We start from the raw sequence: 16,289 nt of genomic DNA, 5'->3' as shown, positions 1-16,289 counted from the left end.
CAAATTTAAATAAGTCACCATTTTAACAATACGCGCTGTGCTGAAAACCCAGGGCCAAAACTCAGCATCAACCCAAATTCTCCAGCCTTTGGTCTACACATCATGATGCGTTCAAGAACATAAAGTACTGTAGCACTCGACATATTGCCATACTGCGCAAGCACTGCCTTAGTGTCTTTTATGTCTTTACCAAAATCGGCAAAAATCTGCTCAATCGTCGCCACAATCTTCTTCCCCCCTGGATGAAAAATCATGTAATCGATATCTTTGATTTCCAGACGATTCTTTTTCAAAAATGGATGTATCACATCTGCAAAATGCGACGCAATCACATTGGGGACATCAACATCCAATATCATCTTCATGCCACTGTTAGTCAGCTTAAAACCCATGATATCTTCTGTATCATAAAAATGATACATCTGCTCGTCAAGAATTTCTGGTCCACAATCATCTTCATGAGATGAAAGCAGACTACAGGCTGCACCATCTCCAAATATAGCCGCACTAACCATATTTGACATGGAGAAATCCTCCAGTTGAAAAGTAGCTGTTGGGGCTTCAACTGCAATTACTGCAGCGCGTTTACCTGGATTAGCTTGCAAGAAATTTTTAGCATAGATGACAGCTGAAACCCCAGCAACACATCCCATTTCTGTAACTGGCAGTCTGACAATATCCTGTCTTAACCTCATCTTATTAATTAAGTATCCGTCAAGTGACGGTATCATAATTCCGGTGCAGCTGACTGTTATAATATAGTCTAAGGACTGCGGGTCCCATGCTGCTTTTTCAAGTGCTTTATGGAGCACCTTCTCCCCCAATTCGATTGCTTCACGGCAATAAATATCATTTTTTTCTTCAAAGGATCTCACTGTAAACACTTCATGCGGATCCATGATCGCATAGCGCCTCTCCACAGCAGAGCCTTCAAAAAGTTTTTTTATCTTTTTTACAAAACGAGGCTCCTGTCCTTTAAGCCAAATATCCAATAACGGCAGAACCTCATCGGTGGTACAGGAATATTTAGGCAATTGCTTGGCAACGGTAATTATCTTAACGCTCATATATTGGAAATTATCCACTGGTAACGAAAAGCCCATTTCCATTGGATGGTATAACTTTTTAATTGCAATGTTTTTGAGAATTGTTCTAACTCATATTTTTTAAACCCGCGCAGTATGGAAATAAGTCCATCCGCTCTTGTCATTTTATTTAACCTAAAAAAAGTACCTATGGCTTGAAAAAGACGATAGGCAACTTTGCTCCTTTGCAGGTCGTTGATAACGATCCCCAAATTTGAAATCTTGATGAGACTATCTATTAATTCAATAATTTTTTCATTATCAAAATGATGAATGGTCAGCGTACACAACACAATATCATAACTATTATTCTCAAAATCTGTGTCGAATATATCAGCACACAAATAGGATACATTGCTATGGTCCTTTGACAGAGTTTGCGCATAATTTACCGTATATTGATTGGCATCCACCCCAAGTAGATTCAGATTGATCTTATTTTTATAACCATAATCGCTCAACATACGAAGCATGTCTCCATTACCGCATCCTATATCAATAATTGAAATTGACTTGCTCTTATCGGCACAAGAAAGAAGTCTCTTGACTCCATCCAGGGTGATGCTATTACCACCTAAAAACTGGTTGATCTTTGAAATCCGATCCAATGTGACACGAAGTTCTTCACCCGCAAGCAGGAAATCATCCATGATCTCAGTCTCCCCTGTTCTATGTTTCGTGTTTATAGGCATTTTATTGTGTTTGCATTTCCATGAGTTTGTTTGATAATCCAGATCAAAATTTTCGGAAAAAGAGTCCCGATCTTCATCAGTATTGTCGCACCAAGTTCATAACGTAATATGATGGACAGCACCCGCCCGAATAATAGGCGCTTTCCAAAAGTTTGTTTCCAGCGATTGACATACATCACTTCCAATTGTCGACGGGATTCAATTTTACGGCTATAGTAATCCAAAATAAGCTCCGAAGCTAACTTTGCACTGTGTATCGCCATAGCCATTCCATTTCCACAGAATGGATGAATAAGACCGGCTGTATCGCCGACCATGAGGATATGGTTTTCTACCGCATATTTTTTATCGAAGGAAAATTGACTGATTGTAATTGGCTTATCAAAAAGCATAGTGCTCTTTTCAAAAAAGCACTTAAGATACCTATTCTTAGACATGACGTACTTTTGATACGCTTCGATGTTCCTATATTTCTTGAAAGTTTTCACATTGGCCAAATAACAGACATTTATCTTGTTATCTTCAACTTTCGAAATGCCACAGTAGCCACCTTCAAAGTTATGTAAGGCGATGAGCTTGTCAGGGAAATCACCAGAATAATGAGCTTTTACCGCCATCCAGACCGAGGTTCTCTTCATGAAACTCCGTGACAACAGTTGATCGATATTACTACGTTTGCCAAAAGCCCCCAATACAATCTTTGCATTTAACTGCTGCCCCTGAAACGAAACAGCAAATGTATCATCGCTAAAGGAAATTTCTGTGACAGTAGCAATCACGATTGAACAACCATTATCTTTTGCCCTTTTATAGAGCAATTCATCCAAGGAATAGCGACTCACACCGATGCCACCCAATGGTAATTTAACCTTACCAGATACCCCATGCTGTGTTGTAAATTGCAATTCTTCGAGATCTGTAGCACGCAAAGTATTCACATCAACCCTAAGCCAGTTCAAATAGGGTAAAATCTCATTGGAGAGGTATTCCCCGCAAACTTTATGATGTGGGTAATCATGTTTTTCGATTAATGTTACCTTCAATCCCTGTTTGGACAAATGCAATGCACTTGAGAGTCCAGCTAAACCACCGCCTATTATAATTACATCAGGATTTATTTCCATATAAGCAAATTTGCTCCGCGTTAGTAATCTTCAAAATTTCGTTAGGACACCGCACAGGCCATGATTGATGGGGCTGCTTTCTACAAGTCTTTCTGATAACAGATCTTATCGATAAATAGTTTTGCCCTCCCTATAAAATAAAAAAGACGCATTACAAAGTTCCTCAATCCTTTTGCGCTTGATCCATAAATAGCTTATCAAGAAAAAGGTATCGGTCCCGAAACTCCTCAGCAGATGTTTTCACATCGACGTTTAAATTAAGAATATTCATACGCTTATCTTTGGCTGTTGTTTTCGGCCATAGGGAAAGCCCCTTTCCATTTGGATCACCTGTCTTAATGAAATTGACAAAGTAATTCTGCCCGAGTCTGGATACCTTATCATCATCATCTGTCCAGGCAAAAACATCGTTACTCCTAAGATTGCCCAATAAATATTCTATATCACTGGCATGGAAAGCGCCTGGTAAAGGCTCGGGCATTTTCTCTTTGGGCTGTTTTTCAGTCTTTTTACTAATACCTCCCGCAAGCCCAGTCTGTACATCGCTATACGCCGGTTGCATGGCTGGCCGTGGTTTACTGAATATATAGACAAATACAGACTGACCACTATTTTTCCGTTGCAGATCCAGCCATTTCCAGGTACTATAGACTATAAAATTATCACTGGCCAATGCTGTTGACGATCGAATGACTTCCATTTCCGTTTTTCCTGGATATAGTCTCAGAACTTCGTCGGCTTTAGCCCCATATTGCATTCTTACCAACTTTTCATAATTCTCCGGAGAAGGATAAGATTTCCCCATATAGGCCGTATATGGAGCTTCTGTCGAAGTCCAGCCCGCGAGCAGGGCTACTTTAGACTGCTCGCCGGCTTCAAAAATCGCGAGCGGAGATTTCGGCAAAAAATACCCATCAACGATCAACCGTGTAGCGAATGCCCCCGGTTCACTGGCCTTATCAAGAAGTTCAGATGCAGGCATCTCACGCAGTTTATCGAGCTCTCTGGCATTTACACGATCTGCAAATCTAATCCCTTGCTGTTCTTGATCCGCAAGAGAAACAGTGCCATATCTCAGGTTAAAGACACTTCCACTTTGACCAATAGCACGCTTAAACAATCCTTTGGATAATGGACTGGCCATCTGCGCAGAGACAGACATACTTCCCGCCGATTCACCTCCAATGGTGACCGCATCAGGATCTCCACCAAATGCAGCAATATTTTTTTTGACCCACAACAAGGCAGCATGTTGGTCCAAAAGACCATAATTTCCGGATGCATGCTGAGGAGATTCTTTGGTTAATTCCGGATGAGCAAAGAAACCAAAAATACCGAGACGATAATTGACTGTAACAACTATAAGTCCTTCTTTTGCAAAGCTTTCCCCATCGTAACGATTTTCCGATCCATCACCAGCATTGAAACCTCCACCATAAAAATAAACCAATACAGGAAGTTTGCCCGCTCCGGCTGCCTTTGGACGCCATACATTTAGATAGAGACAATCTTCACTGATTCCGGGCGAACGAAATCTCATATCTCCATAGATAGGCTTTTGCATAGGCGAGCTACCAAAATGATCTGCTTTACGAATACCATTCCAAGGCACAACTGCTTGTGGTTCTTTCCATCTCAGATCACCAACAGGTGGTTCCGCAAATGGAATCCCTCGAAAAGATTGCACCCCGCTTGACAGGGTAATCCCTTCCAATATACCCGCTTCAACCTTTACCTGAGGTGCTTGAGCAAAAACACGTGATACAATAAAAAAAACGATAGTCGTAAAAAAGATCTTTTTCATAATGAGGGCCTTTTAATTCTCTTTTTAAGCTTCTTTCAGTTAAAATACTAAATAAAATCTATAGAAGGACGGCCGGCTCATTTTTTACAGCAGAAAATAAGATCAATCACTGGACAACATAAATGAAACACTCCGATAGCCTAATTGGTAAACCAGACAAAAAGTAAAATGAGCCATTGCGCAACGATACATACCCAAAATGATCTACTGTTTGGTGCGGTCAATATTTCAAGTACTTGAATAAATTTTGACTTTAAAATAGTATAGAAGCTCTCGTTATGATCCAGGTCAAGACGATCAAACTTCACTTTATTCAAACCAAAAACAAGAATCCGCTTAACCCAGAGATTCTCTATCTGGGTATTTTTCACGTCGTTGATCAATTTAAGTTTAGCGAACGTGTAATCAGCGGCATTTTGTATTACATCGGGTTGATTCGATTGAAAAATCAATAAAACTTTATCAAAGGCTGGAAGGATAAGGTCATCCTGTCTTTCTTCAACAACGATGCTCGCAATCTTTGAAAATACATATCTATTGCTAAAAAGAAAGAGCAATACGGGCAACAAAATCAATCCTATTAACCAAAGAAATTTGCCAGCGGTTTGCACATGGCTGATCATTGAAAAGAATGCATCATGACTGTTCTTAAATTGAAAACTCCCAATCACGAGATATAATAGAGTGGAAACAATAGCTACCAGATAATACTTGACTAAAATCTTCGTCCCCAGTATGCCCATTTTTTTGAAATAAGATAATTGTGTTTTCATCATGTTAAAATTAATTACCCTAATTTAACATTATTCGCCAAAAATCGACCGGTAAGTTTAATTCCTGATCAGTTTCATTTTAAATTTGCTGCGGAAGAATTTTTATTCGTCGCCCCTCTTTATACCCATAACGACATACTCTCAATAAATATTTAAAAAAAACATTGCGTAGTCAAATAACTACACGTATATTAGTAGTCAAATGACTTCACTATGAATTTAAGACGAGACGTATTCCAGGCTATAGCAGATCCAACGAGAAGAGCGATCTTACTTCTACTGGCCTCACAAGCCATGACTGCAGGTGCAATTGCAGCCAATTTCAATACAGCAAGACCAACGGTTTCAAAACATCTGCAGATATTGACGGAATGTGAATTATTAAAATCCCAGCAAAATGGACGCGAAATATACTATCAGCTTAACCCACCAAAGATGAAAGAAATAGCCGATTTTATTGAGCCATTCCGCCAAATGTGGGACGACAGATTCAATAAATTGGAAGCTATTATGAAAAACTACAAGAACAAATAAAATGGAAACAAAAACCAATGTCCAGGCCACAGACAATAAACAGGAAATAATGATCACAAGGGAATTCGATTTACCTTTGGAGCTCCTCTTCAAAGCCTATGAGGATCCCGAAATATTCGAACAGTGGATGGGGACCAAAGTGCTAAAATTAGAAAATAAAAAGCATGGCTCTTATGCATTCGAAACATCTCACAATGGTACAGTTATGTTCAGTGCAAATGGAACGATACATGAATTCCTGCCGAATCAACGCATTACCAGAACTTTCGAAATGGAGAACACTCCGTTTCCCGTGCAATTGGAATATTTAACTTTTGAAAAAATAAATGAGATGCGCAGCAGGCTGCAAATACAAATTGTATTTCAGTCGGTAGAATTTAGGGACCAACTCTTACAGATGCCCTTCGCACAAGGCATTAATATGGCTCACAACAGATTGCAGGAAATTGCTGCTAAACTTACTTAAAGCACTACATGATGAATCTAAAAATTGAACATTTTTTTGAAAATGCGACAAGATGGAATGAAGAATTCAATCTGTTAAGGGAAATTGTCCGTGACAACAAAACACTGCAAGAGGATTATAAATGGATGCATCCTTGTTATACATTTGAAGGTAAAAATGTCGTATTGATACACGGGTTTAAAGAATACTGTGCGCTGCTATTCCATAAAGGTGCATTATTAAAAGATCCCAAAAATATACTGATCCAGCAAACCGAAAATGTTCAGTCAGCCAGACAGCTTAGATTCACCACTATTGAGCAGATAGAATCATTGCGAGAAGTGATATCGGCATATATTCAGGAGGCCATCGAAATTGAAAAATCAGGCAAGAAAGTTGACATGCGAAAAGCTGCCGATTACCCTGTACCTGAAGAATTTAAGCGTGCCTTACTTGAAGACCCTTTACTTCAAAAAGCTTTTCAATCCCTTACACCAGGTCGACAAAAAGGGTATCTATTCTACTTTAACCAGGCAAAACAAGTTAAAACACGAGAGGCAAGAATCGAAAAATACTACCAGCATATTCTCGATGGAAAAGGTATCGATGACTAACATATTTATTACAGTTTATACGGTATATATTTGTCGATAAAGAGTAGATTTGTCTAAATCAAAATAGACAGAACTAAACCGGGACAAGCGAATACATCTATTGAAACAATTCAATATAAACAATTCGCCGTCTAATATATAGCTGAATTCACATGAATAAAAAATTGTTATTGCTCATCTGCGGCTTCCTGCCAATCATCTCTCAGGCTCAGAAAAAAAACACTGCCTCCCAACGTCCGAATATCGTTTTCATCCTGACAGACGATTTTACAGCCCAAGCCTGGGGAGTATATGGCGGGATTTTAAAGGACGTTGTCAAAAATCCGAACATTGAAAAATTGGCCAGTCAAGGCGCTATACTCAATAATACATTTTGCACCAATTCAATCTGTACGCCTAGCCGCGCAACCATACTCACAGGGCAATACAGTAACAAAAACCAAGTTTACACACTTGAAGACGCACTGGATCCCGATAAGGAAAATATCGCCAAGGATCTGCACAATGCGGGCTACCAAACTGCTGTTTTTGGGAAATGGCACCTGAAAAAAAAGCCTAGTGGATTTGACGATTTTAAAGTCCTCCCTGGCCATGGTGTTTATCATAATCCGACTTACCTCTCCAAAGATAACTGGAATGATAAAGAAGAGGCAGGGACACCTTACCAAGGCTATGTAGATGATATCACAACAGAATTGAGCCTCGACTGGATAAAATCGCGCAACCCCGACAAACCCTTCTTCTTAATGTGTCATTACAAAGCGACACATGAGCCTTTTGACTTTGCCGATAGATTCAAAGACTACTATAAAGACGTTGAGTTTCCTTATCCACCGACCTTTTTGGATTCAGGTGCGATAACTACGGGGCGTTCTTTTGAAGGCCAGCCATTGGAGGAACTTGGTCATCGCTATGAGCAAGCTTCCGTAGGTCCTTTTTGGACATCCTATCCTGAGCTACCATTTTCCACAAAGGGCATGGCCCCCTTGGAAGCCCGTAAAAAAATATATCAAAAATTCATCAAAGATTATCTGCGTTGCGTCGCTGGAATCGATGATAATCTGGGGAAAATTATGCGTTATCTTAAAGCGGCAAATTTAGACGAAAATACCGTGGTCATTTTAGCTTCCGATCAAGGGTATTTTTTGGGCGAGCATAACTTTATGGACAAACGTTTAATGTACGAAGAGTCATTGCGCATGCCTTTTGTCATCAGCTACCCAAAAGAAATCAAAGCTGGCAGTAAATTAAACGACATGATTCTAAATATCGACTTCGCGGCGCTGTTTGCAGACTACGCCGGCATCAAAAAACCGACTTACATCCAAGGAAAAAGTTTTCGGAATAACCTCAGAGGAAATACATCCAAAGACTGGCGATCTGCCATGTATTACCGCTACTGGCAGCATGCACCCATACGCCCAGCTCATCTCGGTGTCCGTGACGAACGCTACAAACTAATCTATTTTTACGGACAGCCTTTAGAAATGACAGGTAGTGACTCCAAAACAACAGCACCCGCCTGGGAATTCTATGATCTACAACAAGACCCCATGGAAACGCATAATGCCATCCTGGACAAAAAATATACCAAGGAAATTGCTCGATTAAAGAAAAAATTGGCCAAACTTAAAGCCGAAGTAGGCGACGATGATCGGACAAGACCGGCTTTTCAGCAATTACTCAAACAGGAAAACTTAACCGTTAAATAATTAAATGCAAACGATGGATTTAAAGTGTATATTCTCTTTTATACCACTCTTATTTACCCTTGGAGCTTCCGCAGCTTCCATTACAGATGGGAATAAACCAGCTCCTCCCCCAAACATTGTTATTATTTTAATGGATGACATGGGTTATGCCGACCCGGTCTGCTACGGTGGTGGCCCCTACCAAACGCCAAATATCGATAAACTCGCTGCACAAGGCCTGCGTTTCACCGATTTTTATGCCGCGCAACCAATCTGTACGGCATCCCGAAGTGCCCTATTAACAGGCTGCTACCCTACGCGAATTGGAATTAGCGGTGCTATTGACCATAATGCCAAATTTGCACTTAACCCCGATGAACAGACCATTGCTGAGCTACTGAAAAGCAAAGGATATAAAACCGGTATGGTCGGAAAATGGCACCTTGGGCATAAGGAGCCTTATCTCCCCCTTCAAAATGGGTTTGATGAGTTCTATGGACTTCCTTACTCCAATGATATGTGGGCCTACGATTATGAAGGAAAAAAATGGCAAGATTCAACTTTTTGGCGAGCCCAATATCCTCCACTTCCTTTAATTGAAGGCAACAAAACAGTTAAAATTATCGATTCTTTTGATGGGCAGGATCAACTGACTACCGATTATACAAACCGCGCTATCTCGTTTATCAGACGTAATAAAAACAATCCTTTCTTTCTTTATTTGGCCCATGCTATGGTTCATGTTCCGCTTGGCGTTTCCGAAAAATTTAAAGGTAAAAGCGGTGCCGGTATGTTTGGAGATGTCATGGAAGAAGTGGACTGGTCTGTAGGCGAAGTTATGAAGACGTTGGAACAATATCATCTGCTCGAAAACACCATTGTTATTTTCACGAGTGACAATGGTCCATGGCTCACGTTTGGAAACCACGCAGGTTCGACAGGGGGACTTAGAGAAGGTAAAGCAACCATATTTGATGGTGGATTAAAAGTCCCTTGCATTATCAGCTGGCCTGGTCACGTCAAACCGGCGACTGTAAGCAACCAGCTTCTGACTAATATGGACCTGCTGCCAACCATCGTCAACATCACACAGGCCGCCAAGCCAACAAAGAAAATCGATGGGGTTGATTTTACGGAACTCTTACTGGGCAATGCACAGCGTAGTCCGCGCGATGAGCTCGCTTATTATCACAATAAAAACAATTTGAAAGCGATTCGAAAAGGAAAATGGAAGCTCGTCTTTCCTGCCGAAACCGAGACCTATGAGGCTCCCGCAACAATAGGGGGAGATCGGTATCCAGGAAAATATGCTACAGTAAAAGTTCCATTGGCCTTATATAACCTTGCAATTGATCCCGGTGAAGATAGAGACGTTAAGGATCAATACCCGGAGATTGTCAAACAACTCCAAGAGGTAGCAGATAAATACCGTCGTATGCTGGGTGACGGATTAAATAACATCGAAGGGACAGAAATACGTCCGGCAGCGCAATTATAGATCAAACAAAAGGTCCCGATCAGAAATCGAGACCTTTTGTTTTTTAAACAGCCGTTAAACAGTTGCTAAACAGCCGTATAACCACCGTCAACCAAATAGTAACCTCCGGTCATAAAAGACGATTTATCCGAGCTTAGAAAAAGAACCAATTCAGCGACTTCTTCTGCCTTGCCCAAACGCCCAATGGGGTGTTTACTAATTAGTGTATTGATATGCTCTTTATCCAACTTAGCCAATAAGGGGGTATCAATATAGCCAGGTCCAACTGCATTGCAACGAATGTTTTTTTGACCATATTCTGCACCAATATTTTTTGTCAATCCCACAACAGCATGTTTTGCTGCAGTATAGGCACTCGACATCGGAGCAGCGACCATACCATGAATGGAAGCCATATTGACGATAACGCCACCGCCATTTTTTTCCATCGCTTCTATTTGATATTTACAGCCATAAAATACCCCATTGAAATTAATATCGATCACTTTTTTCCAGCCATCTAGGCTGTAATCTCCTGTTAGGGCAGCCTCCCCACCAATCCCCGCATTATTACAGGCGATATCGAGCCGGCCAAATGTCTGGACTGCGTAACCCACCAAAGCCTCATTGTCAGCTGGAGATGAGCTATCTGCTTTAAAGAACACAGCTTCTCCTCCCAGCGATTCAATTTGTTTTACTGTTTCCTGGCCCGCTTGCTCATTGATATCCGAGACAACGACCTTTGCTCCTTCTTTACCATAAGCCAGTGCAACAGCCAGTCCGATCCCCGAACCAGCACCAGTTACTAAAGCTACTTTATCTGCTAAAATTTTCATATGATATAAATTTTATGATAAATACAATTTACTAAAAGCAATGCGGAATCAAGTAGAAGCGGCCGTTTACTTCATTTAAAACGAAACTAAAATGACATTTCTCAGTGGGTTAGTTCTGTAGCTGCGGATATTTTTTATATAATCTATCCAAAAACAAACGCCCCATCAATTGAAGCCTTGCTTGTGTTTCAAACATACCTGAACCTGGCGAAATAATACCATGCGGCATACGCTGAACAGTGCCATAGTAAATGATATCGAGCCCATTTCCATTGACGTCAAGATGCATTTTCTTAGGTTTCAAGCCCATGACAGACCCCATACGCGTTACCTTTTCAGAATTAGTAATCTGCGCAGTTCGCGCATCGAGCAAGGTTTCATGATCGAAAACCAAATGGTCTCTAACCTCCCCCTCATCAAAAAACACATAATGCAATTCGTTGTTGCTAAGCACCAGATAAGATGCATTATCCCGTTCATTGTAACGAGCCTTTACACCTACAGCTGCCCAAGCAACAGTCTTCGCTGCTGTGGCCGCAGCCGAAGCAACTTTGTCCCCAACTGTTGCAATATACGCGCATTGCGTAAAGGCATCGATCGGAGCACCGTTCAATTGTTTTCTTAATTCGCTAAATTCATCATTTAACAATTCATCTTTTATACCTGGAGCTAGGCCAATCCCGGATTCACCTTCATATTTTTTGGCCGTCTCTTTTTGCTTTTTCATCATCATAAGAGAAAAAAACACGCAAGCCACAACGATAACAGCAAAAATGCCGATGTACAACATCATAAAATAAAATTTAAAATGGGTTTATAATTCAATAAAAATCCAAAACAGGAATAACCTAGTCAGTTTTCCTCTTTCCAGTATAATCGGCTACAAAAATTTTGCCAGACTAAAGAATTTTATCCGGGTAGTGAATATTATTTAATGCGGTCTGGTGCATGTCAACCCAAATATCGCTGTTTGACTGCTGTATAAGCCAATTTGGAGAACTTCGCATGTCGGCATCCTCATCATTATTATAAATGGCTGGAAAATCAGACTCTTTGGCCCTAAGCAAAACAACGATCGTACCAGCCATGAGTAAGGGGATATCGCCCAAAACGAGATTATAAAAACCATCTTCAAGCAATCCCGGGCTAAAACGCTGCAAACTGTCATAACTACGTTCTAATTTGCCAATCAATTTTTCCAGTTCGTGTGGGTAGTGAACCTCAACATAAGACTCAAACAAAGCCGAGCCTTTGTTGTAAAATCCTGCCTTCATAAGGTTTAATGCTTCATTTCTATAAACCTGCAACCAACGATCCGAGGCTAGATCATGATATTCCATATCTGCATTTTTACCATCACGTCTCAAAGCCCAAAGCTTAAGCTGCTCCAGCCGCTCCGTTGTTTCCATTCCATTTTTTTCCATAAGGCTATCGCTCCCGTTCTTTAAGTTCCATTTGTAATAGAATATCGCGCTTCTTACCTTCAATCAAAGACAAATTGCCCGCAACAAAAACACCTTTCTGACCCGAATTTTTGCTTATACCATACACTGACGATTCATCATCAGGATCCGATGCACCTTCATAGCGAAATAAGTAGTCAATTCTGTACTGATCAGCATGAGCCAACAAATCGTCAAATTCAATATTATAATCTATTGTGTAACCTAAGTTGTTTAACTTTTCCAGGGCAACACTTGCAGAGGAGTATCCATGCATTCTTTCCATAGTTGATTGTTCTAAATCCGATCTAAATTCTAATTTTTATTATAAAACGATTGACAAAAGGGTTTTGTTTTCCGCAATTTGAAATAGTTTATTCAAAATCATATTTCTACTTTTGTGCTACCAAACACGATGAAATATGGCAAATCTAGTAGCACCAGCATATCAGCATACACCTCAATTAGCATTTCAACGATTACTCGATGTCTTATATACCTTACGGATTGAATGTCCCTGGGATAAGAAACAGACCATGGAATCCCTTCGCCATTTGACTATGGAGGAAATGTATGAATTAACCGACGCCATTTTGGAAAACGATTATCCAGAAATCAAAAAAGAACTTGGTGACGTCTTGATGCATCTCGTATTCTATGCCCGCATTGCCGAAGAAGAAGGACAGTTCAATATCGTAGATGTACTTAATGCAATCTGTGATAAATTGATTACACGCCATCCCCACATCTACGGTGACACCAATGCTGATACAGAAGATCAGGTCAAATCCAATTGGGAAACAATCAAGCTCAAAGAAGGCAACAAATCTGTTCTTTCCGGCGTCCCGAAAGGTCTGCCCGCATTGGTGAAGGCCTATCGTATCCAAGATAAAGTTCGCGGTGTCGGTTTTGACTGGGAAGACAAGAAACAAGTATGGGAAAAAGTAGAGGAAGAGCTTGCCGAATTCAAAGCTGAATTTAATCTGGAAACGGCGCTTCCAATGGATCAGGAAAAAGCCGAAGGCGAATTTGGTGACCTCTTATTCTCCTTAATAAATTATGCACGTCATATTGGTATAAACCCCGAAAATGCACTTGAACGTACCAACAAAAAATTCATTGCGCGGTTTACCTATTTGGAACAAAAAGCCGCTGAAAATAAGCAACAACTGCAGGAAATGAGTTTAGAGGAAATGGACGTGTATTGGAATGAAGCTAAGAAATTGAAAAAATAAGGCAATTCCTAAAAAGGAAGTCGCCAACCGAATTTAATTCGACTTTGTCAAATTTATGCGTAAATTCGCAGGAATATGGAAACAGTTGTTAGCGGTATCAGAAGTACCGGAAAATTACATTTAGGAAATTACTACGGCGCATTGAGCAATTTTGTGAAAATGCAAAACGAATATAATTGCTTTTTTTTCATTGCGGATTTACATTCACTAACGACCCACCCCACTCCTCATGGACTTCAGGGAACGGTTCGCCAAGTTATTGTTGAATATTTAGCAGCAGGAATAGACCCCGAAAAATCGACTATTTACGTTCAATCAGATGTTCCAGAAGTTGCGGAACTCTATCTATACATGAATATGAACGCCTATCTCGGCGAGCTTGAACGCGCTACAGCATTTAAAGATAAAGTTAGAAGCAATCCCGACAATGTTAACGCGGGTTTGTTGACCTACCCGGTCTTGATGGCCTGTGATATATTGATTCATCATGGCACAAAAGTTCCGGTAGGAAAAGATCAGGAACAACATTTGGAGATGACGCGGACTTTTGGCAATCGCTTCAATCGCTTATATAACGTAGATTATTTTAAAGAAGCATTTGCGTTCTCCTATTCTGACAAATTGGTTAAAGTTCCCGGACTTGCAGGCCAGGGAAAAATGGGTAAATCTAACGGTGAAGCTGATTGTATTTATCTATCAGATAGTGAAACCGTAATTCGTAAAAAGGTGATGCGTGCTGTATCCGATTCAGGTCCAACGGAGATGAACCAGCCTAAGCCTGAAGCGATCCAAAATCTTTTTGATTTAATGAAAGTCGTATCTACTGCAGATACGTTACAGCATTTTGATGAACTCTATAACAAATGTGAAATTCGTTATGGTGATTTCAAAAAACAATTGGCAGAAGATATGGTACTTGCAACCAACGATGTACGCTCCCGTATTGAGGATATATCAAACGATGATGCATACATTGCTAAAGTTGCAAAAATGGGCGCTGAAAAAGCAAGTGAATCTGCGCACAAGACACTGAAAGAGGTTCGTGAGATTATTGGTATTAAAAGATTTTATTAAGCTAGAAATAATATGCACATAGCTATCGTTGGAAATATAGGTGCCGGCAAAACAACATTGACTGAAATGTTGGCCAGTCACTTTAAATTTGAACCTCAGTTTGAAGCTGTAGACAACAATCCTTATCTAGAAGATTTTTATTCGGACATGAAACGCTGGGCATTCAATCTTCAGATTTTTTTCCTCAACAGTCGCTTTAGACATATTGTAAAATTGCAGGAAACCGGCATTGATATGATTCAGGATCGTACCATTTATGAAGATGCCTATATCTTTGCAGAAAATTTGTATGATATGGGCTTAATGAGCGCACGTGATTTTGAAAACTATAGCAATATTTTTCAAAGCATCATCCACTATATCAAACCACCGGATTTATTGATTTACCTCAAAGCCTCTGTCCCTACTCTGGTGAATAATATCCAAAAAAGAGGCCGTGACTATGAATCCGCAATTCGCTTGGATTATTTGTCGAAGCTGAACGATAAATACGACAAATGGATCAATAATTACAAAGAAGGTAAAGTAATGGTTCTGGACAAGGATAATTTGGATTTCACAAAAAATCCAGAAGACCTTGGTGATATCATTCAAAAAATCGAAGCTGAACTATTCGGGTTATTCGAATAATAGCTCAATAAGAAAAGCCTGTAAATACCTTAATTTTACAGGCTTTTTGATAAATACGAATTCTCCCCAGCCATTGATAAAATTAAAAGATGAAATTTTTAGGTATTATCCCCGCCAGATATGCATCGAGCAGATTCCCTGGAAAACCGCTGATCGACATCGAAGGAAAAACAATGATTCAACGGGTCTATGAACAGGTCAAAAAATCAACAAGATTAAACGAAGTCGTTGTCGCAACGGACGACCAGCGCATAGCGGACAATGTATTGTCTTTTGGAGGCCAAGTTGTCATGACTGCATCGCATCACCAATCGGGAACAGACCGTTGCGCTGAAGTCATCGCCCAAATGCCAGGTTATGATATTGCCATTAATATTCAGGGCGACGAACCTTTTATCAACCCAGCACAAATTGATCTATTAGCGAACTGCTTCGAAGCCCCGAATACACAAATTGCAACCTTAGTAAAAGAAATTACGCATGAAGAGGAACTTTTCAATGTAAACATCCCCAAAGTTGTCCGAAACACCAAAGGAGAAGCAATCTACTTTAGTAGACAGACTATTCCTTTTTTAAGAGCTGTGGAAAAAGACCAATGGTTACAAAAGCAGACATTCTATAAACATATTGGAATATATGCTTACCAAGTGGATACATTAAAAGCCCTGACACAACTTCCTATTTCTATGCTAGAAGAAGCAGAGGCATTGGAACAGCTGCGTTGGTTAGAAAACGGTTACGCCATTCAAACAGCAATTACAACGCATGAAACTGTCGCCGTAGACACAAAAGAAGACCTCGCTAAAATATTAAAACTATTTTTCAATAAATAG

General features: G+C 40.1%; 18 protein-coding genes. 9 read left to right on the top strand and 9 right to left on the bottom strand.

The features are described from left to right. Positions 1-14 precede the first annotated feature (14 nt). From AB1Z56_RS03780 to AB1Z56_RS03760, 5 genes are all read right to left on the bottom strand, one after another. Complete coding sequence (locus tag AB1Z56_RS03780) at positions 15-1,067, bottom strand: type III polyketide synthase (protein WP_426791118.1); 1,053 nt, start codon at positions 1,065-1,067, stop codon at positions 15-17. Next, positions 1,064-1,777 (bottom strand): methyltransferase domain-containing protein, encoded by a 714-nt coding sequence (locus tag AB1Z56_RS03775; RefSeq protein WP_309361295.1) that lies wholly within the window; start codon positions 1,775-1,777, stop codon positions 1,064-1,066. Before AB1Z56_RS03775 ends, AB1Z56_RS03780 begins: the two co-directional genes overlap by 4 nt. Next, positions 1,768-2,901: an NAD(P)/FAD-dependent oxidoreductase gene (locus AB1Z56_RS03770; protein ID WP_426791117.1), complete on the bottom strand. Its 1,134-nt coding sequence runs from the start codon at positions 2,899-2,901 to the stop codon at positions 1,768-1,770. Before AB1Z56_RS03770 ends, AB1Z56_RS03775 begins: the two co-directional genes overlap by 10 nt. 163 nt (positions 2,902-3,064) lie before the next feature. Then, on the bottom strand, positions 3,065-4,705 hold the full coding sequence (locus tag AB1Z56_RS03765; protein WP_426791116.1) for a carboxylesterase/lipase family protein: 1,641 nt from the start codon (positions 4,703-4,705) through the stop codon (positions 3,065-3,067). Between the two features lie 140 nt (positions 4,706-4,845). After that, positions 4,846-5,481, bottom strand: a complete 636-nt coding sequence (locus AB1Z56_RS03760; RefSeq protein ID WP_426791115.1) for a hypothetical protein — start codon at positions 5,479-5,481, stop codon at positions 4,846-4,848. Positions 5,482-5,691: 210 nt separating this feature from the next. Here AB1Z56_RS03760 and AB1Z56_RS03755 point away from each other — a divergent pair, with 210 nt between their 5' ends. From AB1Z56_RS03755 to AB1Z56_RS03735, 5 genes are all read left to right on the top strand, one after another. Continuing rightward, positions 5,692-6,012, top strand: coding sequence for an ArsR/SmtB family transcription factor (locus tag AB1Z56_RS03755; protein WP_293898220.1), 321 nt, complete (start codon positions 5,692-5,694; stop codon positions 6,010-6,012). Between the two features lies 1 nt (position 6,013). Continuing rightward, a complete protein-coding gene (locus AB1Z56_RS03750) occupies positions 6,014-6,478 on the top strand; it encodes an SRPBCC domain-containing protein (protein ID WP_426791114.1) in 465 nt (154 codons plus the stop codon). An 8-nt stretch (positions 6,479-6,486) separates the two neighbouring features. After that, positions 6,487-7,071 (top strand): YdeI/OmpD-associated family protein, encoded by a 585-nt coding sequence (locus AB1Z56_RS03745; protein WP_426791113.1) that lies wholly within the window; start codon positions 6,487-6,489, stop codon positions 7,069-7,071. A 152-nt stretch (positions 7,072-7,223) separates the two neighbouring features. Beyond that, positions 7,224-8,783 (top strand): sulfatase family protein, encoded by a 1,560-nt coding sequence (locus tag AB1Z56_RS03740; RefSeq protein ID WP_426791112.1) that lies wholly within the window; start codon positions 7,224-7,226, stop codon positions 8,781-8,783. A gap of 13 nt (positions 8,784-8,796) precedes the next feature. Further along, complete coding sequence (locus AB1Z56_RS03735; protein WP_426791111.1) at positions 8,797-10,260, top strand: sulfatase family protein; 1,464 nt, start codon at positions 8,797-8,799, stop codon at positions 10,258-10,260. 65 nt (positions 10,261-10,325) lie between these two features. Here AB1Z56_RS03735 and AB1Z56_RS03730 read toward each other — a convergent pair whose 3' ends face one another. The 4 genes from AB1Z56_RS03730 to AB1Z56_RS03715 all read right to left on the bottom strand — a co-directional run bounded on the left by AB1Z56_RS03730 (position 10,326) and on the right by AB1Z56_RS03715 (position 12,803). Continuing rightward, positions 10,326-11,075, bottom strand: coding sequence for an SDR family NAD(P)-dependent oxidoreductase (locus AB1Z56_RS03730; RefSeq protein ID WP_426791110.1), 750 nt, complete (start codon positions 11,073-11,075; stop codon positions 10,326-10,328). A gap of 109 nt (positions 11,076-11,184) precedes the next feature. Further along, a complete protein-coding gene (locus AB1Z56_RS03725; RefSeq protein ID WP_309361311.1) occupies positions 11,185-11,868 on the bottom strand; it encodes a hypothetical protein in 684 nt (227 codons plus the stop codon). 106 nt (positions 11,869-11,974) lie between these two features. Next, entirely contained in the window at positions 11,975-12,499 is a 525-nt protein-coding gene (locus tag AB1Z56_RS03720) for a hypothetical protein (RefSeq protein ID WP_309361313.1), read from the bottom strand. Between the two features lie 4 nt (positions 12,500-12,503). After that, a complete protein-coding gene (locus AB1Z56_RS03715; protein WP_153848806.1) occupies positions 12,504-12,803 on the bottom strand; it encodes a hypothetical protein in 300 nt (99 codons plus the stop codon). Positions 12,804-12,939: 136 nt separating this feature from the next. Between AB1Z56_RS03715 and mazG the strand changes: the two genes are divergently transcribed. From mazG to kdsB, 4 genes are all read left to right on the top strand, one after another. Beyond that, positions 12,940-13,752, top strand: coding sequence for a nucleoside triphosphate pyrophosphohydrolase (mazG, locus tag AB1Z56_RS03710; RefSeq protein ID WP_309361315.1), 813 nt, complete (start codon positions 12,940-12,942; stop codon positions 13,750-13,752). 75 nt (positions 13,753-13,827) lie between these two features. Then, positions 13,828-14,826, top strand: a complete 999-nt coding sequence (gene trpS / locus AB1Z56_RS03705) for a tryptophan--tRNA ligase (protein ID WP_088161124.1) — start codon at positions 13,828-13,830, stop codon at positions 14,824-14,826. A 12-nt stretch (positions 14,827-14,838) separates the two neighbouring features. Continuing rightward, entirely contained in the window at positions 14,839-15,456 is a 618-nt protein-coding gene (locus AB1Z56_RS03700; protein ID WP_309361319.1) for a deoxynucleoside kinase, read from the top strand. 89 nt (positions 15,457-15,545) lie between these two features. Then, positions 15,546-16,289: a 3-deoxy-manno-octulosonate cytidylyltransferase gene (gene kdsB / locus AB1Z56_RS03695; RefSeq protein ID WP_313265766.1), complete on the top strand. Its 744-nt coding sequence runs from the start codon at positions 15,546-15,548 to the stop codon at positions 16,287-16,289.

It is taken from the genome of Sphingobacterium sp. WOUb80 (genome assembly GCF_050058145.1).
Classification (GTDB): domain Bacteria; phylum Bacteroidota; class Bacteroidia; order Sphingobacteriales; family Sphingobacteriaceae; genus Sphingobacterium.
The sequence above is the reverse complement of the archived record's forward strand: the minus strand, read 5'-3'. Positions and strand labels throughout refer to the sequence as shown.